We start from the raw sequence: 26,432 nt of genomic DNA, 5'->3' as shown, positions 1-26,432 counted from the left end.
TTCGACCTTCACCCTGCCCTGCGCGCGCGCGGCCTGTCCCGGCCGTCCGTCCACCAGCCGGCTCGCCGTTTCCAGGTGTTCATATCGAAGAGTGGCCTCATAACGAATCAGTGAAAAAAAGCCCCTGAAAATCAGGGGCTTGGTCTCATCCATTTACCCGGCGTTGCCAGCGGCTGCCGGGCTAAAGATCATTCCCATTCGATCATGAACGATCCAGCTAAAAGGCTGATTTCATGAAGATTTCCACTCCTCGAAAGTATCGACACCATCAGAAATACCATCCAATGGAACTGATCAACTACGCTTCCGCATTTCCATCTCACTTGCGTTCGGTCCACGCCGACAACATCGTCCAGTACGCCAACACGATGCGTCACCACATGACGGTCGTGCGCCGCCACGGTGCCATGCTGTCTACGGCCGAAGAAACGTGATTCTGCTGACTTGCGTCGACCTCACCGGCTTCCCCAACAACCCTATCCCGCCCACACCACGCGCTGGTCGATGACGCCGAACGGCCGCCGGCCCTGGCCATCGGTGGCAGACATGCGCACCCGGTCGCCGAAGCGCATGAAGGGCGTGCGCGGCGCCCCGCCTTCGATGATCTCGATCACCCGCCGCTCCGAAATGCAGGCGCTGCCCGCCTCGCGCGCCAGGTTCGACACCGTGCCCGAGCCGATCACGGTGCCGGCCGAGAGCTTGCGGGTGCGTGCCGCATGGGCGATCAACTGGCCGAAACTGAAGTGCATCTCGCCGCCGTGCGGGCGGCCGAACGGCGCCTCGTTGAGATGCACCTCCAGATTGAGCTGCACCCGGCCGTCGCGCCAGCCATCTCCCAACTCGTCGGGCGTGATGGCCAGCGGCGCGAAGCTGGTCGATGGCTTGGCCTGCAGGAAACCAAACCCGCTTTGCATCTCGCGCGGACCCAGTGCGCGCAGGCTCCAGTCGTTGATCTGCACCAGCAAACGGATGCGCGCATGGGCGGCATCCGGCGCCACGCCCATCGGCACGGCGGCCAGCACCACGCCGAACTCGCCCTCGAAGTCGATGCCCAGGCCCTCATCGGGCATCGGCACGGCGTCGCGCGCGCCGAGAAAATCGTCCGACGCGCCCTGGTACATCACCGGCACCGTGTCGAAGTCCGGTATCGGCGGCGTGTTGAAGGCCTGCTCCATGAGCCGGCCGTGCTGCAAAAAGGCCGACGCGTCGCACCACTGGTAGCTGCGCGGCAGCGGCGCGCCGCAGGCGTTGGCGTCGAAGGTGAAGCTGGCCGGATAGCAGCCGTCGTTGAGGCGGTCGGACAGCGCCTGCAACTGCGTGGCCACCTGGTCCCAGCGCTGCAGCGCCGCCAGCAGGTTGGGCGCGACCATGCTGGCGTCAAGCGCCCGGGTGGCGTCGCGAGAAACCACCAGCAAGCGCCCGTCCGGGTCTTCGCAGCGTAGCGAGGCGAACTTCATGCCGCGCTCCGGGGCAAGGCCAACAACGCGTCATCGACGATGGCCACCGCGCGCGTCCAGCCGGCCGAACCGCGCCGCACCTTGTGGGGAAAACAGCTCACGTAAAAGCCATGTCCCGGCAAGGCCTCGAGATTGTGCAGCTTCTCCAGATGGCAGTAGCCGATGTCGCGGCCGGCCTTGTGGCCCTCCCAGATCAGCGCCTTGTTACCGGTCTCCGCGATTTTCTTCGCGGTGTACGCGAACGGCGCGTCCCAGCTCCAGGCGTCGGTGCCGGTCAGGCGCACGCCGCGCTCGAGCAGGTACATCGTCGCCTCGTAGCCCATGCCGCATCCGGCAGAGACGTAATCGTTGCTGCCGTAGCGGCCGCCCGCGCGCGTGTTGACCATCACAATGTCGAGCGGTTGCAACGCGTGGCCGATGCGCGCCAGTTCCGCTTCGACGTCGGCCGCCATGGCCACGTAGCCGTCCGGAAAATGGCGGAAATCGAGCTTCACGCCGGGCTGAAAGCACCATTCGAGCGGCACTTCGTCGATCGTCATCGACGCCTTTTTCTCCCCTGTCTTCGCGTCCATGGTCGAATGGAAGTGATATGGCGCGTCGAGGTGGGTGCCGCAGTGCGTGGTCATGGTCACCCACTCGACCGCCGCCGCCTCGCCGTCGGGATAATCCTCGGCGGTGGTGCCGGGGATCATGGCGATGAATTCGTGCAGCGTGTCCGCGTGCTTCTGGTAGGTGATCCTGGGCGCGAGCGGCGGCGGGTCCGACAGCACCTCATTTTCGAGGAAAAGCGACAGGTCGATGAATTGACGCCCCATGTCACACCCCCTCGACCACCGGCGGCCCGCCCTTGCCCGGCGGCGGTCCGCCCGGCGCCCACTTCTCGCGCGACTGGAACAGGAACAGCTGCGAGGCGTCCGCGCTCATAGGCGCCTGGCGCGCCACCCACTGGTCGTCGTGCAGGTCCATGTCGGCGTCGTACTCCACGTGGCAGCCCAGCGGGCTGTTGAAGTACCAGAACCAGTTCGATCCCATCTTGTGGCGGCCGGGCCCCCAGAACGACTGGTAGCCCTTGTTGACGAAGCGCGTCCCGGCCAGCATCACCTCGGTCGGACCACCCATGTGGAAGGTGAAATGCTCGCAGCCCTTCATGAACGGCGGGGTCTGGATCAGGAACAGCGTGTGGTGGTCGTCGGTGCCGGCCGGCTTGAGGAACGGACCGGCGCCCAGCAGCCGGTCGGTGCAGCGAAAGCCCAGGCGCTCGACGTAGAACGCCTCGGCCTTGGCCGCGTCGGGCACGAAATAGACCACGTGCGACAGCGCGCGCGGCAGCGCCTCGGCATGCTCGTCGACCGCCGGTTGGTTGAGGGCGCGGCGCACGCTGGCGCCGGGGGCGTTGACCTGCTCCGCGCGCAGGTCCAGCGGCCGGCGCACGCTGAGCTGGAAGCCCAGCACGAAGCCCATGTCGTCGACCGACTCGATGCCGCCGTCGGCGAATTTTTTCACCTCGCGGTCGGTGCGCAGTTCGGCGGCGATCGCATCCAGCGTGGCCTGGTCGGCCACGCCGTAGATGGTCTTTCGCAGCATGCTGGCCGTGCCCATGGCCGGCGGCAGGTGCGCGGCGTCGGCGGCGGCGATGGTGACGGCGGTGCCATCGAGCGCTTCGAAACGGCCGTCACCGGCGGGCCGCAGCCCGTAGTCGGTCAGATATTGCGCGCAGGCGGCGACGTCGTCGACGCCGAAGACCAGGCCTTCGAGTCCGGTAATGTTCATGTTGGTTCCTTACAGGTTAAAGTGCGGTGCGGCCATGCAGCGTTTCCGCCACCCAGTCCGCGATGTAGGCGCCGGCGTTGGCCGAATTGTCAAAGCTCGAATGCTGCACGCCGCCTTCCCGCGGAGTGAACACCTTGAGCTGGCGATTGGGGCTGTTGACCAATTGTTCATAGGTGCGCTCGGCCCAGGCCAGCGGGATTTGCGAGTCCTGCTCGCCGTGGGTAACGAGGAACGGCACGCGGATGCGGTCGAGCACCCCGTCCAGATGGACGTTTTCCGCGATACGCATAAAATCGTCCATGTCCTTCGCGCCCCACACCCAGCGCACGTGTTCCCAGTAGTGCGGCACCGGAAAGCTGCCTTCCCTGTCCAGGCGCTTCTTTTGCACTGCGCGCCAGTCGTGGTTGGCGCCCCACACCACGCCGCAGGCGAAGCGCGGCTCGAAGGCGACCGCGCGCGGGCAGTAATACCCGCCGAGGGACACGCCCTCCATGCCGATGCGCCCGGAGTCGACGTCGGCCCGGGTTTCGAGCCAGTCCACGACCCTGGACGCCCAGCGTTCGCTGTCATGGACGGCGGTCATGCCGTGCAGGCGCAGCGCCTCGCCGGTGCCCGGCTGGTCGACCAACAGCGACGACACGCCCCGCTGCGCCAGCCAGCGCGGCAGGCCGACGCGGTACTTCATTTCCTTGGTCGAGTCCAGGCCATTGACCTGCACCAGCAAGGGCGCCGCACTGTTCAGGCCATCGTTCAGGCCCTCGGCGCGCACGTAGAGCGCCGACAGCACCCCGCCCTCATAGGGAATCTCGACACGCTCGCAGTTCTCGCCCGCCAGCGCGATACCCTTGGCAAACACCTCGAGGAAGCACTGGTAAAGCGCCGCGCGGCCGGGCGAACCGTGCGCCTGCAGGCGTTCGGCCGTGAGGTAGTAGATGGCGGCGCGGGAGTACTTGTCGCCGGCCGATATCAGTCGGCCGCGCTCCCCATCCTCCCGTGCCAGCGCGCATAGCTTGTCGGCCATGCGCGTCCAGCTCTCCCGGAAGGCGCGCGTGCCCTCGGCGTCGGGCTGGCGGGCCGCCTCGTGCAGCGGCGCGCACATCTCCTCGATTTCGCCGATGCGCGCGCCCATTTCGATGGCCAGGTCGACCGACAGGTTCCAGACGTAATTGTTGGGGAAGTATTTGAACATGGTGGTCGTTAGAAGTTATAGGCCGCGCGGATGCCGTAGGTGCGTGGGTCGCTGATGAAGAAGGAGCCGGGCACGCGGCTCTCGATCTTGACGACGTTCTCGATGTTCTTGACGAACAGCTGCACGTTCCAGTCGCCGTTGGGGCTCTCGTAACCGATCGAGGCATCGGACTTGTGATAGCTCGGCTGGCGGTAGCGGATGTTCTCGGTCGGGTCGCTGATGTAGTACGCCGTCGAATGGCGGGTGCCGACGGTGGCCGCGATCTCGCCGCCGTTCGCCAGCGCGAACTTGTGCGTATAACCGAGGCCGATGGTCGACGTCGGCGCGCGGTCGAGTTTTTGGCCGGAGAAGTCGATCGTCGGCGAGACGATGTAGCGCTTGTACTTGGCATCGGTGGCGGCCCAGTTGGCGCGCAACATGCCGTCCTGGCCCACTTTGAGCTTGCCTTCCAGTTCCACGCCGTTGATGGTGGAGTTCGCGGCGTTGGTGGTGAACGAGTGGCAGGTCGACGGATCGTTGGTGCGGCAGGTGGTCACCGTCAACTGCTGGTCCTTGTAATTGTAGTGGAACACGTTGGCCGACAATTGCAGATGGTTCTCGAAGAAGCGCCCCTTCAGGCCCGCTTCGTACGAGCGCAGCGTCTCCGGACGATAGACGCCGGTGTCGGCTTCGGCGTTGAAGCCGCCGGCCTTGTAGCCGGTGGAGACGTTCGCGTAGACCATCAGGTTGGCGCGCAGGTCGTGATCGACGCCCATCTTGAAGCTGGTGTTGCTGAAGCGGACATCCTCGCCATAGGCCTTGCTGCTGGTGGTGGCCGGCGCCACGGCGGCCTCGCCGCCGAGCGGATCGTAGCCGGATTTGCGGTCCTTGGTGTGGCGCACGCCGAGCGTCAGCCGGGTGTCGGGACGCAGCGCGTAAGTGGCTTGGCCGAAGACCGCCTTCGATTTATTGCTCAACGAGGCCAGGAACGGCAGCTCGATGTTGAAGCTGCCGAACGGCGCGGTGACGTAGGTGGTGTAGGCGGCACGGCGGAAGATGTCTTCGTCGAACTTGTAGGCGCCCACCACCCAGCGCAGCGGGCCCTCGCCCGTGGAGTTCAGGCGCAGCTCGTGCGAGACGGCCTTGCTGTCGCCGACGTTGAGGGTGGTGAACGGGAAGCCGAAGTAAATGCCGTTGTTCAGCTGGTCGAGCTTGAGTTTCATCTGCGCCAGCTGGTAAGTCAATTCGGTGGCGCCCAGTTTGGTCTTGAATTCGCCGCGCAGCGAATCGGCGCGGTTGTCGCGGTGCGAACCGGCGTCCTGCTTGAACGGCCAGCCGGCGGTGCGCTGCGCGTCGGTGCCGCGATCGACGTACACCGGATTCTGGATATGGTTGCCGGTGTCCGGCGGCGAGAACGGCAAGGTGCCAATCAGCTTCCCGGTGAAGAAGTTCGTGATCGGCACCGGCGAGGCCGCGCCGCCGCCGATCTCGTTGCGTTCGGCCGTCAGCAGCAGGCTGGTGTCGGGCGTGAATTTTCCCAGCAGGTGCACGCGCGCGGAGCGGTCGTCCTGGCTCTTGAGCGGGATGGTGTTGGGGCCGGCCAGCAGGTAGGTGTCGTGCTTGTTGCCGTTGAGGGCCGCGCGCATGGCCCAGGTCTCGCCCAGCGGAACGTTGAGCACCGCGTCGTAGCGTCGCGTGCCGTAGTTGCCCAGCTCCATGCCGACCTTGCCCTCGAGCTTGCGGGTGGGCTTGTTGGTGATCAGGTTGATCGCGCCGGCGGTGGCGTTGCGGCCGTACAGCGTGCCCTGCGGGCCGCGCAGCACTTCGATGCGATCGAGGTCGAAGAAGGCTGCCGCCTGCGCCTCGTAGCGCGGCACGTAGGCGCCGTCGACGTGGAAGGCGGCCGACGGGTCGCCCTTCTCGGTCATATCGAGGCTGGTCACGCCGCGTATCGACACCTGCAGCATGCCGCTCTCCTGCGCGATTTCCACGCCGGGCAGGCTCTCGGCCAATGCGCGCGGATCGACCGTGCCGGCGTTCTTCAAGTCCTCGCCCGAGAGCACGGACAGCGCCAGCGGCGTCTTGCTGGCCGGTTGGGCGATTTTTTGCGCGGTGATGATCACTTCAGCGATGCCGTCCTGCTTCGGTTGCGCCTCGTCGGCGATGGCGCCGGTGGCGGTGGTGAGGATGCCGGCGGCAAGCAGCGCCTTGGCGATCGATGTCAGCTTGGGGTTGTGCATGTAGGTCTCCTGGGTTTGCGCGGCACTTCTGGGGATGCCGCTCTGGTTTTTTTATGCGCTCGTCGTGAGGGCAAAAAAATGATATGCGCTTTCCCACCTTTTCCCATAGCCGATAGTTTGGATAGCATCCATTCACGCGGCGGATACCGAGGCACGGCGCGGCCGGCCGCGAAAAAAAAAAAGCCCCGCAAGCGCGGGGCCGGCGGGGCGAAGATGGTGCGCGTGGCTGGACGCCGCCTAGGAGAGCATGGGCGTCCACGCACCACCACAGAGAGAGGAGGCTTGCACGGTTTCAATGAAAAGAACCCCGCGCAGGCCATCGTCGATGGTTGGAAAGTACGCCGCGCCGGGGTCGGCGCCGTCGCGACGCGCCAGCAGGTGGCTGGCGATCTCGGTATAGAGGGCGGCGAAGGCGTCGATATATCCTTCCGGATGCCCGGCCGGTATGCGGCTCACGCGCGCGCCCGCCGAATTCATCGCGGCGCTGCCGCGCGTGACGATGCGCGTCGGTTCGCCCAGCGGCGTCCAGCGCAATTCGTTGGGCTGCTGCTGCGCCCATTCGATGCCGCCGGCGCTGCCGAACACACGGATGCGCAATTGGTTCGCCTGGCCCGGCGCCACCTGGCTGGCCCACAACATGCCGCGCGCGCCGCCGGCGTAGCGCAGCAGCACCTGCACGTCGTCGTCGATGACGCGCCCCGGCACGAAGGAGCTCAATTGCGCCGCCAGCGCCTCGACCGGCGCGCCGACGATGGTGTCGGCCAGTTGCCAGGCGTGCGAGCCGATGTCGCCGATGGCGCCGCCGCCGGCCCTGGCGGGATCGGTGCGCCAGGCGGCCTGTTTTTGGCCGGTCTGTTCCAGCGGCGCCGCCAGCCAGTCCTGCGCGTACTCCACCTGCACCACGCGGATGGTTCCCAGCACGCCTTCGCGCACCATCTGGCGCGCGTGGCGCACCAGCGGATACGCCGAGTAGTTATGGGTGACCGCGAAGAGCAGGCCGCGCTCGGCGGCCAGCGCGGCCAGCATGCGTGCGTCGTCGCTGTTGGTGGTCACCGGCTTGTCGCAGATGACATGGATGCCGGCCTCCAGGAATACCTTGGCCACCGGCGCGTGCATGTGGTTGGGGGTGACGATGCTGACCGCCTCGATACCGTCCGGGCGCGCGCTTTCCATGCGCGCCATTTGTTCGTAGCTGTCGTAGGTGCGCGCCGGGTCCAGTCCCAGCGCCAGGCCGGAACGGCGCGCCGCCTCGACGCTGGAAGACAGTGCGCCGGCCACCAGCGCATAGCGGTCGTCGAAGCGCGCCGCGTGGCGGTGCACAGCGCCGATGAAGGCGCCCTCGCCGCCGCCCACCATGCCCAGCCGCACACGGCCGGGGAAAATCGCTGCTTGTTCCATCATGGCTCCTCAGGCGATGCCCAGCATGCGCAGGTTGCGTCCCGCGTCGGTGGCGCCGCCGGCGAAGTCGTCGAACGCCTTGTCGGTGACGCGGATGATGTGGTCGCGGATGAAGCCGACGCCTTCGGCCGCGCCCTGCTCCGGATGCTTGAGGCAGCACTCCCATTCGAGCATCGCCCAGCCCTCGAAGCCATACTGCGCGAATTTCGAGAAGATGGCCTTGAAGTCCACCTGGCCGTCGCCCAGCGAGCGGAAACGCCCGGCGCGGTCGACCCACGGCTGGTAGCCGGAGTAGACGCCCTGGCGCGCGTCCGGCCTGAACTCGGCGTCCTTCACGTGCATGACCTTGATGCGGTCGTGATAGCGGTCGATGAAGCCCAGGTAGTCCAGCTGCTGCAACAGGAAGTGCGACGGATCGTAGGCGATCGCCAGGCGCGGATGGTGGTTCACGCGTTCGAGCAGCATCTCGAAGGTAGCGCCGTCGAACAGGTCTTCGCCCGGATGCAGCTCGAACGCCAGATCGACGCCGGCGTCGCCATAAGCGTCAAGGATCGGTGTCCAGCGCCGCGCCAGCTCGTCGAAAGCGGCTTCAATCAGCCCCTCCGGACGTTGCGGCCACGGATAGACGAACGGCCAGGCCAGCGCGCCGGAAAAGCTGATCGAGGCCGTCAAACCCAGGTTGGCCGAGGCCTTCGCCGCCAGCATCATTTGCTGCACCGCCCACTGCTGGCGCGCGGACGGATTACGGCGCAGCGCCGCCGGCGCGAAACCGTCGAACGCCTCGTCGTAGGCCGGATGCACGGCCACCAGCTGGCCCTGCAAGTGGGTGCTCAGTTCCGTGATGGCCACGCCGTTTGCGCGCGCCACGCCCGCCAACTCGTCGCAATACGTCTTGCTTTGCGCCGCCAGCGCCAGGTCGAACAGGCGGGCGTCGTTGGTGGGCACCTGTACGCCGCGGTAACCTAGGTCGCCGGCCCAGCGCGTGATGCCGTTCCAGCTGTCGAACGGCGCCTGCGGCCCGGCAAACTGCGCAAGGAAAATCGCCGGTCCCTTGATGGTGGTCGTCATGCCGTCCCTCACGCCGCGATGCTGGCGTCGATGGTGCAGCTGGTGACGGGGCTCCACGGCAGGTAGGAGATGCGCAGTTGCACCGCCGCCGTCACCGTGTGCGCGCCGGCCGACAGGCCGCCCGGCTGCAGCACCGACACCTCGGCCACCTCGCCGAACTCCCAGCGCTCGTCGTACGTGGTTTCCAGTTCGTCGAGCGTGCGGGTTTTGCCGCGCACGGTGAAGCGCACGTTCTCGCGCGGCACCTTGACGCCGTCGACGGTGAGCGCGATATCCTCCACCGCCGACAGGATCTGGCCGCGATAGTATGGCAGGCGCGCGCCCAATTGCCAGCCCTCGGCGGTATTGCGCACGCTGCCCGGATAGATGATGTGTTGATCGTACATGGTCGGTCTCCTTAAACTTCGCCCAACAGGCGCTTGAACATTTCCTGCTGACGGCGCACTTGTTCGCGGCCATCGACCTCGAAGGCATCCTCGATATGGCGCTGGCCCTCGTATTCGCTCGACAGGTGGCCGGTGTAGCCGCCCTCGATCAGCACCGCTATGATCTCGTCGTAGGGGATCGACGGCTCCTTGCCGTTGTCGTCGATCTCGTAGAACTTGGCGTGGATGTTGAAGATCCACGGCATGAACTCCAAAAGGCGGCGCGGATTGCTCCAGATGTTGTGGCGCAGCGACTCGGCCATTTGCAGGTCGACCGAATTGGCCCCCAGCTTGCGCACGTCCATCAGCACATAGTCGGGCAGGACCCGCGCCGCGTGCGCCTCGAGGATGAAATCGACCACCTTGGGCGTGGCGCCCAGGCGCAGGAAGCGGTCGCGGAAGACCGGCGGGTAGTGTTTGATATACATGCCCATGTCCGGCACATAGCCGACGTGGTTGGAGCCGGTGGCGCGCGTCAGTTCGGTGTAGCGCAGGATCCATGGATGATCGAAGTGGAACGGCGAATGCACCTCGATCCCCATGCGCACGTCCAGTTCCTCGGCCAGCGGCACGCAGGCCACCACCACCTCGGGGGGCGTGTTGACGATCACGCGCACGTTTTTGCAGCCGATGGCGTGCGCGAAGCGCAGGTCGCGCTTGAGCGAGGCCACCATTTCGTCGACATTAAGCTTGCGGTCCTTGTACAGCTTCACGTCCAGGAACATGTCGTGGCACTGGGCGTAGGCGCCGTGGCGCTCCAGCGAAGCAAACCATCCCGCGATCTGCTCCGGCGGCACGTTAGGGAAGCCGGTGAACGATTGTTCGCTCACCACTTCGATGCCCTTCGCCCCCAGGCCGGCGGCGTGGGCGATGCAGTCGTCGAGCGTCATCTTGCGCAGGAAAGTCTCGTACTGATAGCTATACAGCGAGACGCCGCGCTTGATGTTGTGTTGTGTAGTCATGAAAAACCTCGAAGAATGTAGGTCGAAAAAGTCGGTGTCACACCGCAGCCTTCTGTGCTGGCGGAATGCGTACCCTGAGCCGCAGGGCGATCACACACGCAACCAGGGCGCAGATGGCGGCGATCACGCCGAACGCGAGGAAGGCGCCCTGGAGGTTGCCGATCAAGCCGCGCATGGCGTTGACCACGGCCGGCGACAGAAACTGCGCCACGAAGAACGAGCTGGCCCACCACCCCATGCCACGGCCACGGTGCTCGAAAGAGAATTTGCCCTGCGCCCAGGCGATCAGCGCGGGAACGATGATGCCGTTGGCCAGTTGCTGGACGAAGGCGAAGGCCAGCGCCACCTTGTAGTCGGGCGCCATGCCGATGCCGCCCAGGCCGATTGCATAGCAGAGGAAAACCAGGAAAATCTGCGCCCCGGCGCCGAAACGCGTGGTGAGCTTGAATACCACGGCGCCGAGCGGCACGCCGATGCTGGGAATGGCCATGCTCAAGCCGATCGACTTGGGGTCGACCACGCCCAGCTCCTTGAGCAGCAGGGAGAAGTTGATCACCTGGACGTAGTAGATCGTCGACAGCACCACCGTCACGCCGCACACCAGCAGGCCCACCATGTAGGGGAAAGGCGTGGCGGCGACGGCCGCGCCGCTCGGCGTGAGCTGTTTCTTGCGCGGCTCCGGCTCGAACAGGTAGGCCAGGCTGGCGAGGAAGATAGGAATCGCCACGGCATACACCAGGAACGGATATTGCCAGCCCTGCGCCGCGAGGAAGCCGGAACAGGCGATGGTGACCGTGCCGAGCATCGAGCCCACCACGCCCTGTATCATCAGCCAGCGGTGGCGCGCCTTTTCCTCGTAATAGTCCGCCAGCAGCGTGTTGACCACCGTGAGCACGCCGGCCTCGCCGATGCCGATGACCACGCGCCCGGCCACCACGGCCCAGAAATTATCGATCACGAAGGGCATCAGGCCACCGATGCCGTACAGCGCCATGGAGCACAGCAGCAGCCGGCGGCGTCCGAAGCGGTCGGCGATGGCCCCGGCGCCGGGGGCGAACAGCGCGATGCAGGCGCTCGGCGCGGTGATCAGCAGGGGCACCATCAGCCTGGCGTTGGGCACGTCGGAGAAGTGCGCCAGCAACGTGGGCAAGGTCGGCGCCAGCGCGATGATCGCCATCACCGGCAGGAAACCGGAAAACACCAGTATCCAGCCCTGGCGCCAGTCCGCCTGTCGTCGCGCCGGTTGGACGGCGCCTCCTTCCGTGTAAAATTCGCTACGCATTGCCTGTCTCCTTTTTTATGGTCGCTTTTAAAGCTGGGGAAATGATAACGCTTGCCTGCCGCTTTCCCAACCAAAAAACAGGCGCCGAGCACGCATTGTTTGGATATCTCCTATCCATATCTTCAATACCCCGAACGGCGCACCGGGACGTTTTTTTCCGCTATATTAGGAAAACTTTTCCCAGTCTTGCATCCGATGTCAGCCAAATCCAAATCCGTCCCGCCCGCCACTCCCGCCAAGCTGGCCTCGATCTCGGCCGTCGCCGCGCAGGCGGGGGTGTCGATCGCCACCGTCTCCCGCGTCCTGAATGGCACCAAGGCGGTCAGCGCAGATACCAGGGCGCGCGTGGAGGCGGCAGTCGAGGCGCTGGGCTACCGCACCAACGCGCTGGCGCGCAGCCTGATGCGCGGCGAGACCCGCCTGCTGCTGGTGCTGGTGCCGGATTTCGCCAATCCCTACTTCGCTGAAATCGTCAAGGGCGTGGAATCGGTCACGCGCCAGCGCGGCTATGGACTGGTGATCGCCGAGGCCTCGCAAACGCTGTCGCGCCACAGCGCCGAACTTGACTCGCTGTATAACAAGCTGGCCGACGGCGTGATCAGCCTGGCGCGCTACGCCGACCTCAAACCGCTGCTGCGCGAAATCCCCGACCTGCCTTGGGTGGCCTGCTCCGAACACGTGGGCGACAACGAGGTGCCCAGCGTAAGCATCGACCACCGGCAAGCCGCCATCGACGCGGTACAGTACCTGATCAATCGCGGCCACAAGCGCATCGCCCTGCTCAGCGTCAGCGGCGACTACGACTGGGCGCGCCAGCGCCACGACGGCTACGAGTACGCGCTGCGCCGCGCCAACCTGCCGGTGGAGCCGCAACTGCTGCGCGTCGCGCGCGGCACCGACTATATGCACGGCATGGAGGCGGCCGGCGCGCTGCTGGCGCTCGAATCGCCGCCCAGCGCCGTCTTCGCGGTGTCCGACACCCTGGCCATCGGCGCCATCAAGGCCTTGCGCCGCGTGGGCCGTCGCGTGCCGGAGGACGTGGCCGTGATGGGATTCGACGACATCCCGGTGGCGCAGGTGTTCGAGCCGGCGCTCACCACCATCGCCCAGCCGGTGCGCGAGCTGGGCGCGGCGGCCGCCGACCTGCTGCTCAAGCGCCTGGCCGGCGCCCCGGCCGAATCACTGATCCTGCAGCACGCGCTGATCGTGCGCGCCTCGGCCTGACCTCGCGGAGACCCCATGCGTTTCAATAAACTCGACCTGAACCTGCTGGTGGCGCTTAATGCGCTGCTGGCCGAACGTAATATCAGCCGCGCGGCGGAAAAGATCTTCCTCAGCCAGCCGGCGACGAGCAGCGCGCTGGCGCGCCTGCGCGCCTACTTCAACGACGAGCTGCTGGTGCCGTCCGGCCGCCAATTGATCCTCACGCCGCGCGCCAAGGAACTGGTGGAGCCGGTGCGCGAGATCCTCATGCGCATCGACACCACCATCGCCGCCCAGCCGCTGTTCGATCCCGCCACCGAAACCCGCACCTTCACCCTGCTGGTCTCGGACTACACCACGGCTGTGCTGATCCCGACGCTGCTCGAATCGTTGTACCGCGATGCGCCCGGCATACGCATCCGCCTGCGCGACCAGTCCGACCGGCCGGGCGAGGTGCTGGAACAGGGCGAGGCCGATTTCCTGGTCATTCCGTCGCAGTACCTGGCCAAGGAACACCCGTCGGCCGCGCTGTTCGAGGAAGACTACCTGTGCGTGACCTGGGAGGGCAACTCGCGCGTGCAGGAGCGCCTCACCTTCGACGACTACCTGGCCTGCGGCCACGTGATCGCCACCTTCACCAACACCCACAATAATCCGCTGTCCACCTTCGATGGCTGGTTCATGGAAAGCTTCGACGTCAAGCGCCGGGTGGAGGTCACCGTTCCCAGCATGAGCGCCCTGCCCGCACTGGTGGTCGGCACCGACAGGATCGCCACCGTGCACCGCCGCATCGCCGAGAGCGCGCGGGAGCGCCTGCCCATCAAACTGTGGGAGCCGCCGCCGCGCATTCCGCGCCTGGTGCAGATGCTGCAATGGCATAAGCACCGCTCCAACGATCCGGCCATCCGCTGGATCCGCGACAAGATCATCAACGCCGCCGCACTCGTCTAACCATCCTCACAATTCGGGAATCACCTATGCATCCTGCCGTAAAAGGTTCGGAGGGCAGCGCTTTCCATGCCGCCGCCTCGTTTTCGCCGCGCCGCCGCACACTGGCCTTGATCGCCGTGGCGCTGGCCTTCGTCATGGACCTGCTCGACACGACCATCGTCAATGTCGCCATCCCGTCGATCGGCGCCACGCTCGGCGCCGACAAGGCCGCGCTTGAATGGATCATCGCCGGCTACGCCACCGCGTTCGCGGTGCTGCTGATCGTCGGCGGACGGCTCGGCGACAGCTTCGGCTACCGCCGCATGTTCCTGATCGGGATCGCGCTGTTTACGATCACTTCGATGGCCTGCGGCCTCGCGCCCGACGCGCTCACATTGCAGCTGGCGCGTGTGGCGCAAGGCGTGAGCGCGGCGCTGATGGTGCCGCAGGTGATGGCGCTGGTGCAGGTGATGTATCCGCCGGAGCAGCGCTACAAGGTGTACACGATCTTCGGCTTCCTGGGCGGCTTTTCGGCGGCGCTGGGTCCCATCGTCGGCGGTCTGCTGATCGACGCCAACTGGTTCGGGCTGGGCTGGCGGCTGACGTTTCTGATCAACCTGCCCATCGGCTTGTTCAGCATCGCCGCCGGCATCGCGCTGCTGCCGGCGGGACGCGGCGTGAACGCCGCGCCGGTCGATCTGACAGGGGCCGCGCTGACGGTTGCGGTCTTGTTCGCGCTATTGGCGCCGCTGATCGAAGGGCCTTCGCGCGGCTGGCCGGTGGGCCTGATGGTGCTGCTGGCGGCCGCCGTGCCGCTGGCCTGGGGCACCGTCAAATATCTGCGTTGGCGCCAGGCCGCGCGCGGCGACGCGCTGGTGCCGCTGGACCTGTTCAAGCTGCGCAAGGTGAACCTGGGGTTGTTGTGCACTCTGTGCATCAACCCGGTGCTGCCCGGTTACCTGCTGGTGATGACGTTCGTGCTGCAAACCGGGATCGGGCTGTCCGCCTCGCAGATGGCGTATGCGTGCGCGCCGATTGCGCTCGGCGCCATGGGCGGCATCGTCCTGATCGGACCACGCCTGCATCACCTGATGGGCGTGCGGGTGATGCTGGTCGGTGTCGGCGTCAGCGCGGCCAGCCTGTGCCTGGCCGCGTGGTCGGTGCATGGCGGCGTGCTGCTGCATTGGCCGCTCGCGCTGGCGCAGCTGGGCATGGGACTGGGGATGGGATTATGCGGGCCGCAGCTGTCGAACACCACGCTGCAGGATGTGCCGATGTCCGAGGCCGGCGTGGCCGCCGGCATGTTCACCGCCGTGCAGCAGATCGCCGCCGCCTTTGGCGTGGCGCTGGGAGGATTGCTGTTCTTCCACGGGGTGCAGATGGAGACGGCCGACGCGCCGCGCTATGCCGGCGCCTATTTGCAGGTGCTGCCGTTGTTCCTCGGGATGCTGTCAGTAGCCGTCATCGGGACGCTGCGATTGGCGAAGGTGATGCCGATGCCGTCCCGGTGAGTGGGTATTCGGCACCGGCGTCTGCGAGCGAAAGCGAAGAGCCGCTACACGTCGATGATGCCCACGCACTTGCGCAGCATCGCCACCTTGTCCCGGCCAGCCGACGGTGCCCATTCATGGCTGACGAAGCCCTGGAATCCCAGGTCGGCGATGGTGGTGGCCAGGTGGCGGTAGTTCAGTTCCTGCGTCTCGTCGATTTCGTGCCGGCCCGGCACGCCGCCGGTGTGGAAGTGACCGATCAGCGGCATATGATCGCGCAGGAAGTTGGTGAGATTACCGTCCATGAGCTGGGCGTGGTACAGATCCACCAGCAGTTTGACGGCGGGCGAGCCGACTTGCGTGGCGACGTCGAGCCCCCACGGCAGATGATCGAACATGCTGCCCGGTGGCGCCGGCGGACCGCCCGTGTGGCCGGTGTTGATGTTCTCCATGACCAGCAATACCTTGCGCGCCTCGGCGTGCGGTGCCACCCGGCGCAAGAAGGCGATGGCGTTACGCTTGCCCTCGTCGTAGCCTATCGCGCCCCGCTCACCACAGGTGACGATGATGCTGGGGATCTGGTTGTCGGCCGCCGCGTCGATGCGGTCGCGCAGCGCCGCTTCGAAACGGCTTTCCCGATCGGGCGTGCCGATGGCGTTCCAGCCGGGCGGACCGGCAGGCGCCCGGCCGGGACGCGAGATACCTCCGCCGTAATCGACACGCAGCAGCGATACCGTCAAACCGTATTGCCGGATCAGCGGCCAATCAGCCGGGTCGCTGGCGAAATCGAGCCCGCGTATCCCCAGCGCGGCCGCCATGCGGCAGGTCTCGTCCATGGTGGCACAGAACAGGTGCGGCGTGATACCCTGCCGCAGCCGCCCGCGCAGAGCGCCGGCCGCCGCCAACGGCGCTTGGCCCTTGCCAATGGCGACCGGCGACGCAGCCAGCGCCGCCATCGACGCCAAGGCGGCGAGCAAACGGCGCCGCGTCGGTGAACCGGGCGCGCCGGAAGTCATGACTCGAAACCCAGCGCGCGTCTGGTCAACGCCAGCGACTCGTCGGCCGGCACGGTCGGGAAGTATTCCAAACCGATCTCGCCCTGGTAGTCCTTCTCCTTTAGCACCCGCATCACCCCGGTCCAGTCGATGCCGCCGGTGCCCGGCTCGTGGCGCCCGTCGGTGTCCGCCACCTGCACATGGCCGACGAAGCGCATGCGGTCTCCTATGGCGTGTTCCAGGTCCTCGCCCGTTTGCGCGGAGTGGAACACGTCAGCCAGCAGGCGCAGCGCCGGGCTGTCGACGGCGGCGACGATATCGAGTCCGCGACCGATCGTGTCGACGAACATGCGCTGGCCGTTGATCACCATGTACACCGGCTCCAGCCAAACGACGGTGCCCGCCTCGCGCGCCATGGCGGCGGCGCGCTTGAGCACATCGACCACGGCGTCAAACTGTTCCTGCTCCGGCACGTCGGCGCGGGTGAAGCCAGAGGCCAGCACCATGGCGGCGCCGGACAGGCGCCGTGCGACGGGGATCGCGTCGGCCACAGCCGCCAACACCTGGTCGTGGTCTGCCGGATCGGCCAGGCTGCGGCGCGGCTCCACGCAGAAGCTGCGCACTTTCACGCCGGTGTCGCTGGCCGCGCGGGCGATGGCCTCGATCGGCTTCTCCCGCCACAGGTGGAACTCGACGCCGGTGACGCCTGCCGCATGGGCGGCGTGGATACGCGCCGGCAGATCTTCTCCGGCTTCCGCAAACATCCATTCGATACAAGCTGCAAAATTCATGATTGATTCCTTTTGTGAGTGATGGCCAGCGCCACGGCGACGATCAGGCACAGTGCGCCGATCACGGCCACGCTGGCCAGGAAGCTGGGGGTGAAAACGCCGATCAGCGAGACCAGCGGCGGGCTGAGAAACTGCCCGAGGAAAAAGGCGCCGCCCCACAGGCCCATGCCACGCCCGCGATGTTCGAAGCCGTAGTGCAGCAGCGCCCACGTGACCAGCGATGGCAGCAGCAAGCCGCCGCCGACCTGGCCCAGCGCGTCGAGCGGCAAGCCGACAACCAGGTTGGGCGCCAGCGCCACGCCGATGTAGCTCACGCCGTAAAACGCCAGGCAGGTGGCCAGCAGCATGCGCACCGACACCCCGGTCATGCGCTTGAACAGATAACCACCCAACACCGTGCCGAGACTGGCCACGGTGGCCAGCACGCTGATACGCTCAGGCGAGGCAACACCCATGTCGCCGAAGATCCGTCCGTGCTGCACCGCCTGCACGAAAAACACCAGCGAAAACAGCACCGTCACGCCGCACACCAACACGGTGGACCGCCACGGGAACGGCGTGGACGCCACGCCCCCAGCCGCCCGCGTTGCGCTGGTGGCGCGTTGCGGCTCGCGGCAGAACGCCAGTGCCAGCGCGAACACCACGAAGCCGGCCAGGTACAGCAGGAACGGATAGCGCCAGTGCATGCCCGCCAAAAAACCGCCCGACAGCAGGATGGCCGAGCCGATCAGCGGCGCGAACATGTTCTGGTAGCCCAGCCACTTCTGCCGCTGTTCGCCTTCGAAGTAATCGCCCATGAGCGCGTTGCCCACGGTGAGGATGGCCGCTTCCGCCAGGCCCACCACCACCCGGCTGGCGACGATCAGCCACAGATTGTCGAACAACATGGGGGCGAGTCCCAGCAGCGAGAACGCCATCAGCGCCACCAGCAGCAGCTTGCGCCGCCCCCAGCGGTCGGCAATGGCGCCGGCGAAGCCCGAAAACAGCGCCACGCACAGCGACGGCACCGTGATTATCATCGGCACCAGCAGTTCGAAATGCGGCACCGACGAGAACTGCCGGAACAGCTGCGGCAACCCGGGCACCAGCGCCGCCAGCGCCAGGGTGGGCATGCTCATGACGGCCATCAGCGCGATACCCTGCATGCGGCCGGACGGTTGTGAAGCGTGGGCGCCGCCGATGGAAGCGGCGGCCTGCGGTTGCCCGCTGTGGAGTGGGTTCACGGTGCGTCCTTTCAGCGCCTAGCGCGCCAGGGGATCGAGTACGTTCTGCTTGTACCAGCTGTTGAGCATCATGCCGGTGGCGATCGGTTCCGGTCCCTTGTCGCTTTCGATGATGATCCAGCCCGCGTAACCGAGTTCGCGCATGGCCGCCAGCAGCGCCGGGAAGTCCACCATCCCGGTGCCCATCTCGCCGAACCAGCGCGGGATTTCACGCTCGCCGCCGGCCGCGATCAGCGCCCGCTCGGCGTTGGGCAGCCGGTATTCGCCCAGCGTGTCCGTCGCCAGCGCGTCTTTGAAGTGGAAGTGCAGCACGCGTTGGTGGAAGCGCCGGTACAGCGCCACCACGTCATGGCCGGCGATGGTCAGTTCGGCCGTGTCGAAAGCCAGGCCCACGGTGTCCTTGTCGCACAGCGCCAGCAGCTGTTCGATTTCAGCGGCCGTGCGCAGCGCCGACAGCGCGTCGATGTGCAGCACGGTTTTCAGGCCCAGCGCCGCCGTCATGGCGCCCACCTGGTTCCAGCAATCGGCGGCGGCGGCCATGCGCTCGGCGTTGAGCGCGCCCTCCTTCCAGAACGACGGGAACGGGCGCACCACGAGGAACTCGCCGCCCAGTTGCGCCAGCATGGTGGCGTGGATTTTCGCCTGCGCGACGATGCGCGCGTGCTCCGCCGGCTGGGTGCTGGACAGGCCGAAGTGCAGCTCCTCAAAGCTCATCAAGGTCGGATCGAAGAAGGTGCTGGCCACGCGCGTGATGCCCCAGTCGCGCAGCTTGAGGCGGAAGTGTTCGGGCGAACCGAAGTTGATGTCGATGTTTTCGGGGCGCCCGATGGGATCCCAGCGGCCGCTTCCCGCGCACAGCTCCACGGCGGAAAAGCCGCAGGCGGCCGTCACCTTGAGCGCGCGCGCGATTTCCTCGAGCCGCGCGAAGCTGGTGAAGCCGGCCTTCCACTGGTTGACGGCGTAGCCCCATTTGATCTGTTGTGTCATGCTGTTCCCCCCGCTTATGCGTAGATTTTTTTCAGGACGTGCTGGATGTACCACGCCGACAGCGCCGTGCTTTCGGGGTAGTTGCCGCCGCCGATGTCGGCCTTGTCGTGCTCCACGCCGACCCAGCCCTCGTAGCCGCACTCCTTCATCGCCTTGAGCAGCGCCGGGAAGTCCACCAGGCCGCCCTCGACGCCCATTTCGTGGAACCAGCGCGGGGTGGTCGGCGCCATCACTTCGGCATCGGGCTTGCGGCGATAGTCGCCGGTCAAGTCCACGTCGAGCGTGTCCTTCATGTGGAAGCCGCCGCAGCGGTCCTGCAGTTTCAGGTACAGGTCCACCGGATCGACGCCGGCGATGACGTGTTGCGCGGTGTCGCAGTAGAAGAACACGTAGCGCGGGTCGCTGTACTCATAAAACTTGCGTAGCTCCTCGGCGCTGCGGATGCCGCAGAAGAACTCGTGGTGGCAGCAGGTCTTGACGCCATATTCCAGCGTCATCTTGCCCACCCGGCTCCACAGCTCCGCGCAGGCCTTGATCTTGTCATCGGTGACCGGCTCGACGTCGTAGTACAGGCCCGCCGGCATGACGATAAAGTTCTCCACGCCCAGGCCCTGGCTCGAGCGCATGATGTGCTGGGCGTAGTTGAAGATATGGTCGTGCGTGTGGCGCAGGTGGGGCGCGCTCTGGCGCTCGTCGTACATCACCGCGTGGAACAGACTCAGGACCTTGTCGATGCCGCGCTCCTGCATGAAGGCGCGGGCGTTTTCCAGGGAGCCGAACAACTCGCGCAGCGGCCCCAGATGAAAATCGAAGGTTTCGATGGCCTCATAGCCGATCGCCGAGATCTGCTTGAGGAAGACGTCGAAGCGCTTGACCGACGTGTATTGCGATAGCTGCCCTTGCGGGGTGTCGATACGCCAGTGGTCCATGTAGGCCCAGCGCAGTTTTGGTGCGGGTGCGGTCATGACGATTCCTTTTCCAGAATTAGAATGTTGGTTATATTTAGGCTTGGATGCGCAACCTGGCGCGCGGCGGAACCGCGCGCCACGCCTGGTCAGCGCTTGGGAGGCGTAAACAACAGGAAGGCCAACATCATGTCGCCAAGGTCATCGAGCAAGTCGTTCCAGTCCTCGTCCTCACCCTTGCCGCCGGCGGTGTCGAGGCCCAGAAAACGCGCCTGGGTGGCGTAAATGAGCAGCATGCCGGAATCGATGGCGCGCTCAGGCTGCGGGTGGCGGATCTCCTTGCCGCAGGCCTGCAGCAGGCGGATGAATTTGGCGTGGTTCTCGTCCGCCGACTGCTTGCCCGCCGCGTTGATCGCCGCGTCGGAGGGACCGCGCAGCATGAACGAGCGCAGCACGCTGGCGTTTTCGCGCAGCAGGTTGCCCAGGCTGCGCACCACCGCCGGCACCACTTGCGCCAGGCCCTTGGCCTCGCGCTCGATGCGCGCCGCCTCCCCGGTGAACTGCTCGGCCAGGCGTTCGAGGAAGCGCACCTGCACCACCCGCAGCAGCTCGTCCTTGCCGGCCACGCGCCCGTACAGCGACCCGGTCGAGACCTCCGCGCGCTCGCAGATGTCGGCCAGCGTGATCTGGTCGTAGGCGCGCTCGCGCAGCAAGTCGATGGTGCCTTCGATGATGCGCTCGAAGGACTGTCGGCTGCGCCCCTGTTTGGGCGCGCGGGCGTGGGCACTGATAGGCGGCATGGGTGTCGTGTTCCGTTAAGAGATGGAGTGGATTATAGCCAAAGGGCGCCGTTACAGCCGCCCCGCTTTGAGCTCGGCCACCGCGAAGTCCACCGCCCGCACCGTCAGCGCCATGTACGTCAGAGACGGGTTGACGGTGCCGCTCGACGCCATGGCCGAGCCGTCGGTGACGAACAGGTTGCGCACGCCGTGCACCTGGTTGCGGGCGTTGAGCACCGAGCTTGCCGGATCGTGGCCCATGCGCGCGCCGCCCATCTCGTGGATCGACGTGCCGGGCAAGGTGCGCACCGGCGCCAGTTGCACCCGTGCCGCGCCGGCCGCCTTGAGCATGGCCTCGGCCTGTTTGCCGGCGTCGAGCGCCATGCGCTTTTCGTTCTCGCCGTAGGCCACGTCGAAGCGCAGCTGCGGCAGGCCGAAGCCGCCCTTGTTGTTCTCGTCGAGCGTGACGCGGTTGTGCGCCTGCGGCAATTGCTCGCCGAAGGCGCCGAGGAAGGCCACCCACTTGCCTGGCCGGGCGATGTTGTGCTTCATGCCGGCGCCGAAATCGTCGGTGAGCGCGGCCGTGTTAGTCCAGTCGTCGCGCATGGCGCCTCCCTGGAAGCCGTAGCCGCGCGTGAAGTCGGCGTCGGCGTCCTGCCCGCCCAGGTTGCGGAAACGGGGTATCAGGATGCCGGTGGCGCGCCGACCCTTGTAGTTGCGGTCCTCGAAGCCTGGAATCTCGCCGAATGCCGCCACGCCGTGGTGGTCCACCAGGTAGCGACCCAGCACGTCGCTGTGGTTGCCGATGCCGTTCGGATGGGCGGCGCTGCGCGACTGCAGCAGTACCTGCACGCTGCCGTACGTGGACGCGCAAAGGAAAATCACCTTGGCCTTGAACGTGGTGCGCGCGCCGCTCTGCGCGTCGATCACGCGCACGCCGGTGGCCCGCTTGGTGCGCGGGTCGACGTCGATCGCCTCCACCACGCTGTTGGTGCGGATCGTCAGCCGGCCCGTCTTTTGCGCCGCCGGCAGGGTCGAGCTGAGGGAGCTGAAATACGCGCCAAACGAGCAGCCGCGATTGCAGATATTCCGGTTCTGGCACGGACCGCGCCCTTCGTGCGGCACCGTCAGATTGGCCACGCGGCCGATGGTCACGCGGCGGTCCTGCCATTTCGCCTCGATGCGCTGCTTGAGCGCGCGCTCGACCGCCGTCATTTCCATCGGCGGCAGGTAATGCCCGTCCGGGAAGCTCTCCAGCCCCTCCGGCTGGCCGCTCACGCCGATGAATTTTTCCACGTGCGTGTACCACGGCGCCAGGTCGGCGTAGCGGATCGGCCAATCGTTGCCATGGCCGTCGCGGGCGTTGGCCTTGAAGTCGTCGTCGCCCCAACGATACGATTGCCGTCCCCAGGTCAGCGAACGCCCGCCCAGCACGTCGGTGCGGTGCCAGCGGAACGGTTTGGCTTCCTGGTATGGGTTTTGGCGGTCGTTGATCCAGTACTGCCGGTTGGCCCAGCTGAAGGCTCCGCGCTCGATCTTGCTCTGCACCGGATACTCGCGCGCGTACAACTCGCGCTCGGGCAAGCCCTGGTTGGGCGCCTGCCACGGCGGCGTGAATTCGTGCGTGTAGCCGGTTTGATGTTCGAGCGGCTTGCCGCGTTCGAGGATCAGCACCTTCAAGCCTTTTTCGGTCAGTTCCTTGGCCGCCCAGCCGCCGGTGATGCCGGAGCCGATGACGATGGCGTCGAATTGCGTGGTCTGTTTCATGTTCGGTCCCATGGATTTCAGATGACGACCTGGTACGGCCAGGTCTTGATGTCGACATTCGATTCGAACTTGCCGGGCACCGGCATGTAGCGCAGTTCGCGGTTGCTGCCCGCCTCGGAGGTGAAGTAGCCCAGCACCACCAGGTCGCGCAGCCGCAGGTAGAACGGCGATTTCGGATCGAGGATGCGGTCTGTGAGCGAGAACGTGCGCCCGCCGTACGGGCTGGCCGCGCGCAGCGCCTGCAGCAGTTCGGCCCCCTGCCGCGCGTCGCACGCGGCAAAGGCGCGGCCATGTTTCTGCTGCGCGCCGGCCTCCAGGCCGGCCAGGCCCTTGCGGAAGAACGCCGCTTCGTCCACCGTCATCCAGCTGGCCACCAGCGTGGCGACGAACGGCGGCACGCCGGCCTCGCCGGCGCCGGGCGTGTCGGTGGCGGGGATGATGACTTCGGCCGCCGCCGTCAACGTGGCCAGTTCGGCAGGGTCCAGCGCCTGGGCGGCGACCGCCTCGGAGCTCGCGCCGGCCGCCTTCAGGGCCTGCGCCGCCGCCGGTGCCGTCCACACGGCGGCCAGGGTGGTGGCCGCCAGCAGCGCGCCCAGCACGTCGCGCCGCGACACCCCGCGCGCCGGTTCGCCGTGGCGATGGGCCGGGGAGCGGTCGAATTGAATTTTACTGATGTTCATGGTTCGCCTTTCTGCTAGAACTGGGTGCCGGCGCGCAGGCCGATGGTGCGCGGCGCGCCGATGCCGAAGCCGCCCGGCACCAGGCTGTCGATGGTGACGGTGTTTTCCAGGTTGCGCGCAAACGCCTGGACGTAGAAGCGCTGCGCTGCCGCCGTGTAGGTGACGCTGATATCGCTCTTGCGGTACGACGGCTGGCGGTAGCGCGCGGCGGACGCCGAATCGCTGAGGAAGTAGGCGCCGTTCAGGCGCGTGCCCACTTTCGCCACCACGCTGGCGCCGCTGTCGAACATGAAGGTGTGCGCATAACCGAGGCTGGCGTTGTACGCCGGCGCGCGGTCGATCTGCTGGCCGGACCAATCGGTCACGCCGTCCGGCATATAGGACTTGAACTTGCCGTCGGCCGTGGCCAGCGAGAAGTTGATACGGTCGTCGGTCGTCGCTTGCCAGGTGCCCTCCACTTCCACACCCTGGATCGTGGCGTTGGACGCGTTGGTGGTGAGCGCGCCGCAGGTCGCTGCCGTGGCGCCGGTGCACACCACGGAGGTCAGTTGCATGTCCTTGTAGTCGTAGCGGAAGGCGGCGGCGCCCAAGCGCAGGCGGTTGGCCAGGAAGCGGCCCTTGACGCCCGCTTCGAGCGACGTGATGTTCTCGGGCAGGTAGGCCGAGCCGCTGGTGTCGTTGAAACCACCCGCCTTGTAACCGGTCGACAGGCTGGCGTACACCATCACCGCCGGCCGCAGGTCGTAATCGGCGGCAACGCGGAAGTTGGACTTGGCGCTTTCCACTTGGGCGCTATACCCGGGGCCTGTGGCACTGCCGCTGAGCGGGTCGTGGCCCGATTTTTCATCGCGCGTGGTGCGCGCGCCGAGCGTGACGCGCAATCGCGGATCGACGCGATAGGTCATCTGCCCGAACGCCGCCTTGGAGCGGCTATGGACCGTCGGCGTGAATGGCAGCACGATCAGCGGGCCGGGCGTTTGCGTGTTGAAGGTGGAGGAGCGGAAGATATCCTCGTCGTAGTGGTACAGGCCCGCCACCCAGGACAGGCGCGGCGCGCCGGCCGAATTGAGCCGCACCTCGTGCGTGCGCTGGGTCGACTCGCCGAACATCGGGTTATACATCGGGAAACCGAAATAGGTGCCGTTGTTGAGTTCATCCAGCGTCAAATGCAGGCGCGCGAACTGCCAGGTCAACTCCGTGGACTCCCCCAGCGCGGTCTTCAGTTCCGAGCGCAGCGACGTCGCCACGTCATCCTTGTAGCTGCCCACGTCCGCATACCTCGCGGCGGCAGTGCGCTGCACGGTCGCGCCCCGATCGACGTAGACGGGATTGGCCAGGTTGTTCCCGCCCGCGACGGCTGCGCCGGTGAAGAAGTTCGTCAGCGGCACCGAGCTGGCGCCGTTGCCGCCGGCCTTGCTGCGCTCGGCCGTCAGCAACCATGTGGTCGACGGCGAAAAAGTCAGCAATGCGTGCAGCCGCGCGGCGCTGTCATCCTTGTCCGTCAGGCCTACCGTGTTCGGGCCGGGTTCGAGGTAGCTGTCGTGGCGCACCGTGACGGCCGCCGCGCGCAGCGCCAGCATGGCGTTGACGGGCAGATTGACCATGCCCTCGACGCGGCGGGCGCCGTAGTCGCCGATCTCGGTGTCGATCCGGCCTTCGAGCTTGCCGCCCGGCTTGTTGGTGATCAGGTTGATGGCGCCGGCGGTGGCGTTGCGCCCGTACAGCGTGCCTTGCGGCCCGCGCAGCACCTCGACGCGCTCGAGGTCGAGGAAGCTGCCCAGCTGCGCCTCGCTGCGGCCGATGTAGGCGCCATCGACATTGAAGGCGGTGGACGAATCGCCCTTCTCGCTGGTGTCCAGGCTGACCACGCCGCGTATGGCGACCTGCAATTTGCCGGAATCGGTGGAGATCTGCACATTCGGCGCCAGCTCGGTCAGCGCCACGGCGTTGGTGGCGCCGGCCTGGCGCAACTCGTCGCCACCGAGCACCGACAGCGCCAGCGGCGTTTTCGATGCCGGCTGCGCGGTCTTCTGGGCCGTGACGATCACTTCGATCATCGGATTGTCTTCGGCGGCGGCGCCGCCGGCGGCCAGCAAGGCCGCGAGGATCAGGGTAGGTCGCGGACGCGCAAGCAGAGCGCGCGGGCCGGGGCCGGCATCGTTTTGGTAGGGCACTTTTGTCTCCGACGATTGGACTTTTCAGTCTCGTTTTGGGTCGCGCCCTGCCCGGGCGCGCGTCACTTGCAAATCAGGATAGCATAAATTTAGAATCGCAATTCTAATTTTTATTATGCCGCCGCGACCGGGCTGCGCACGCCCACCACCTGCTCCGCCAACAGGCGCAGGCTGGCCGTCACCTGCGGCTCCAGGCACCGGCCTTCGCCGTCGAACAGGCGCACGCCGGCGGTATTGAGCGTGACGCCCACGGGCGTGGGCCAGCCGCGCAGCGCGTGCACGATCGAACGCAGCGCGCCGAGGGTGGTATTACAGCCCTGCCAGCCGGCGGCGGTCACGATACAACCCACCGGCATGCCGTCGAGGTAGACACGCTCGTCGGCGCGCAGGTCCTCCAGCAGATCGATGGCGTTCTTCACCAGTCCCGACACGCCGCCGTGGTAGCCCGGCGAGGCGAAGATGATGGCATCGGCCCGGCGCACCGCTTCCACCAGCGCGCGCTGGCCGTCGGTGCGTTCGTTCTGCTCGGGCGAGTAGCCGGGCAGCGCGGCCAGCGCGGCGCCGCCGAACAATTCGGTGCGCGCGCCCAGTTCCGCCGCGTGGTGCAGCGCCACGCGCAGTGCGGTCTCGGTGCTCGATCCCGGACGCGTGGTGCCGCCGATGCCGACGATGTAAGGAGTGCGGCCGTTGGCGCGGGCGTTGTTGGTGTAGTGGTTCATGATGTCTGTCTCCGTTTTA

General features: G+C 66.5%; 24 protein-coding genes. 4 read left to right on the top strand and 20 right to left on the bottom strand.

Annotated elements, in window-relative coordinates; genetic code table 11:
- The first annotated feature begins 284 nt into the window (after window positions 1-284).
- Window positions 285-434 carry a hypothetical protein gene (locus NHH88_15530; GenBank protein ID USX17125.1) on the top strand — a complete coding sequence of 50 codons (150 nt, stop codon included), beginning with the start codon at window positions 285-287 and terminating at the stop codon, window positions 432-434.
- 42 nt (window positions 435-476) lie between these two features.
- Here the strand turns inward: NHH88_15530 and NHH88_15525 are convergent, their stop codons facing one another.
- The 10 genes from NHH88_15525 to NHH88_15480 form a co-directional block, all read right to left on the bottom strand.
- Window positions 477-1,457 carry a fumarylacetoacetate hydrolase family protein gene (locus tag NHH88_15525; GenBank protein ID USX17124.1) on the bottom strand — a complete coding sequence of 327 codons (981 nt, stop codon included), beginning with the start codon at window positions 1,455-1,457 and terminating at the stop codon, window positions 477-479.
- Window positions 1,454-2,272 (bottom strand): cyclase family protein, encoded by an 819-nt coding sequence (locus tag NHH88_15520; GenBank protein ID USX17123.1) that lies wholly within the window; start codon window positions 2,270-2,272, stop codon window positions 1,454-1,456. The genes NHH88_15525 and NHH88_15520 overlap by 4 nt, the downstream gene beginning before the upstream one ends.
- 1 nt (window position 2,273) lies before the next feature.
- On the bottom strand, window positions 2,274-3,227 hold the full coding sequence (locus tag NHH88_15515) for a VOC family protein (GenBank protein ID USX17122.1): 954 nt from the start codon (window positions 3,225-3,227) through the stop codon (window positions 2,274-2,276).
- A gap of 16 nt (window positions 3,228-3,243) precedes the next feature.
- Window positions 3,244-4,416 (bottom strand): prolyl oligopeptidase family serine peptidase, encoded by a 1,173-nt coding sequence (locus NHH88_15510; protein ID USX17121.1) that lies wholly within the window; start codon window positions 4,414-4,416, stop codon window positions 3,244-3,246.
- 8 nt (window positions 4,417-4,424) lie between these two features.
- Window positions 4,425-6,635, bottom strand: a complete 2,211-nt coding sequence (locus tag NHH88_15505; protein ID USX17120.1) for a TonB-dependent receptor — start codon at window positions 6,633-6,635, stop codon at window positions 4,425-4,427.
- A 237-nt stretch (window positions 6,636-6,872) separates the two neighbouring features.
- The gene (locus NHH88_15500; protein ID USX17347.1) at window positions 6,873-8,033 is read right to left on the bottom strand and encodes a Gfo/Idh/MocA family oxidoreductase; all 1,161 of its coding nucleotides are present in this window, start codon (window positions 8,031-8,033) and stop codon (window positions 6,873-6,875) included.
- 9 nt (window positions 8,034-8,042) lie between these two features.
- A complete protein-coding gene (locus tag NHH88_15495; GenBank protein USX17119.1) occupies window positions 8,043-9,101 on the bottom strand; it encodes a sugar phosphate isomerase/epimerase in 1,059 nt (352 codons plus the stop codon).
- 8 nt (window positions 9,102-9,109) lie between these two features.
- On the bottom strand, window positions 9,110-9,487 hold the full coding sequence (locus NHH88_15490) for a DUF6379 domain-containing protein (protein ID USX17118.1): 378 nt from the start codon (window positions 9,485-9,487) through the stop codon (window positions 9,110-9,112).
- An 11-nt stretch (window positions 9,488-9,498) separates the two neighbouring features.
- Window positions 9,499-10,488, bottom strand: coding sequence for a sugar phosphate isomerase/epimerase (locus tag NHH88_15485; protein ID USX17117.1), 990 nt, complete (start codon window positions 10,486-10,488; stop codon window positions 9,499-9,501).
- Window positions 10,489-10,525: 37 nt separating this feature from the next.
- Window positions 10,526-11,770 (bottom strand): MFS transporter, encoded by a 1,245-nt coding sequence (locus tag NHH88_15480; protein USX17116.1) that lies wholly within the window; start codon window positions 11,768-11,770, stop codon window positions 10,526-10,528.
- A 195-nt stretch (window positions 11,771-11,965) separates the two neighbouring features.
- On the opposite strand from NHH88_15480, the gene NHH88_15475 reads away from it, so the two are divergent.
- The 3 genes from NHH88_15475 to NHH88_15465 are packed head-to-tail and all read left to right on the top strand — an operon-like array spanning window position 11,966 to window position 15,414.
- Entirely contained in the window at window positions 11,966-12,994 is a 1,029-nt protein-coding gene (locus NHH88_15475) for a LacI family transcriptional regulator (GenBank protein ID USX17115.1), read from the top strand.
- A gap of 15 nt (window positions 12,995-13,009) precedes the next feature.
- On the top strand, window positions 13,010-13,924 hold the full coding sequence (locus NHH88_15470) for a LysR family transcriptional regulator (protein USX17114.1): 915 nt from the start codon (window positions 13,010-13,012) through the stop codon (window positions 13,922-13,924).
- 26 nt (window positions 13,925-13,950) lie between these two features.
- On the top strand, window positions 13,951-15,414 hold the full coding sequence (locus NHH88_15465) for an MFS transporter (GenBank protein USX17113.1): 1,464 nt from the start codon (window positions 13,951-13,953) through the stop codon (window positions 15,412-15,414).
- Between the two features lie 44 nt (window positions 15,415-15,458).
- Here NHH88_15465 and NHH88_15460 read toward each other — a convergent pair whose 3' ends face one another.
- The 10 genes from NHH88_15460 to NHH88_15415 form a co-directional block, all read right to left on the bottom strand.
- A complete protein-coding gene (locus tag NHH88_15460) occupies window positions 15,459-16,409 on the bottom strand; it encodes a TIM barrel protein (protein ID USX17112.1) in 951 nt (316 codons plus the stop codon).
- Entirely contained in the window at window positions 16,406-17,179 is a 774-nt protein-coding gene (locus NHH88_15455; GenBank protein ID USX17111.1) for a TIM barrel protein, read from the bottom strand. The genes NHH88_15460 and NHH88_15455 overlap by 4 nt, the downstream gene beginning before the upstream one ends.
- Entirely contained in the window at window positions 17,176-18,402 is a 1,227-nt protein-coding gene (locus NHH88_15450; protein ID USX17110.1) for an MFS transporter, read from the bottom strand. Before NHH88_15450 ends, NHH88_15455 begins: the two co-directional genes overlap by 4 nt.
- Before the next feature lie 18 nt (window positions 18,403-18,420).
- Window positions 18,421-19,389 carry a sugar phosphate isomerase/epimerase gene (locus tag NHH88_15445; GenBank protein ID USX17109.1) on the bottom strand — a complete coding sequence of 323 codons (969 nt, stop codon included), beginning with the start codon at window positions 19,387-19,389 and terminating at the stop codon, window positions 18,421-18,423.
- A gap of 14 nt (window positions 19,390-19,403) precedes the next feature.
- Window positions 19,404-20,354 carry a sugar phosphate isomerase/epimerase gene (locus tag NHH88_15440; protein USX17108.1) on the bottom strand — a complete coding sequence of 317 codons (951 nt, stop codon included), beginning with the start codon at window positions 20,352-20,354 and terminating at the stop codon, window positions 19,404-19,406.
- An 89-nt stretch (window positions 20,355-20,443) separates the two neighbouring features.
- Entirely contained in the window at window positions 20,444-21,094 is a 651-nt protein-coding gene (locus tag NHH88_15435; GenBank protein ID USX17107.1) for a TetR/AcrR family transcriptional regulator, read from the bottom strand.
- Window positions 21,095-21,145: 51 nt separating this feature from the next.
- Window positions 21,146-22,840 (bottom strand): GMC family oxidoreductase, encoded by a 1,695-nt coding sequence (locus NHH88_15430; protein ID USX17106.1) that lies wholly within the window; start codon window positions 22,838-22,840, stop codon window positions 21,146-21,148.
- A 17-nt stretch (window positions 22,841-22,857) separates the two neighbouring features.
- Window positions 22,858-23,520: a gluconate 2-dehydrogenase subunit 3 family protein gene (locus NHH88_15425; protein ID USX17105.1), complete on the bottom strand. Its 663-nt coding sequence runs from the start codon at window positions 23,518-23,520 to the stop codon at window positions 22,858-22,860.
- 14 nt (window positions 23,521-23,534) lie between these two features.
- On the bottom strand, window positions 23,535-25,694 hold the full coding sequence (locus NHH88_15420; GenBank protein ID USX17104.1) for a TonB-dependent receptor: 2,160 nt from the start codon (window positions 25,692-25,694) through the stop codon (window positions 23,535-23,537).
- 113 nt (window positions 25,695-25,807) lie between these two features.
- On the bottom strand, window positions 25,808-26,413 hold the full coding sequence (locus NHH88_15415) for an NAD(P)H-dependent oxidoreductase (protein ID USX17103.1): 606 nt from the start codon (window positions 26,411-26,413) through the stop codon (window positions 25,808-25,810).
- Window positions 26,414-26,432 lie beyond the last annotated feature (19 nt).

This window comes from Oxalobacteraceae bacterium OTU3CAMAD1 (genome assembly GCA_024123915.1).
Taxonomy (GTDB): Bacteria; Pseudomonadota; Gammaproteobacteria; order Burkholderiales; family Burkholderiaceae_D; genus Rugamonas.
This window is presented reverse-complemented; position numbering and strand designations above follow the sequence as displayed.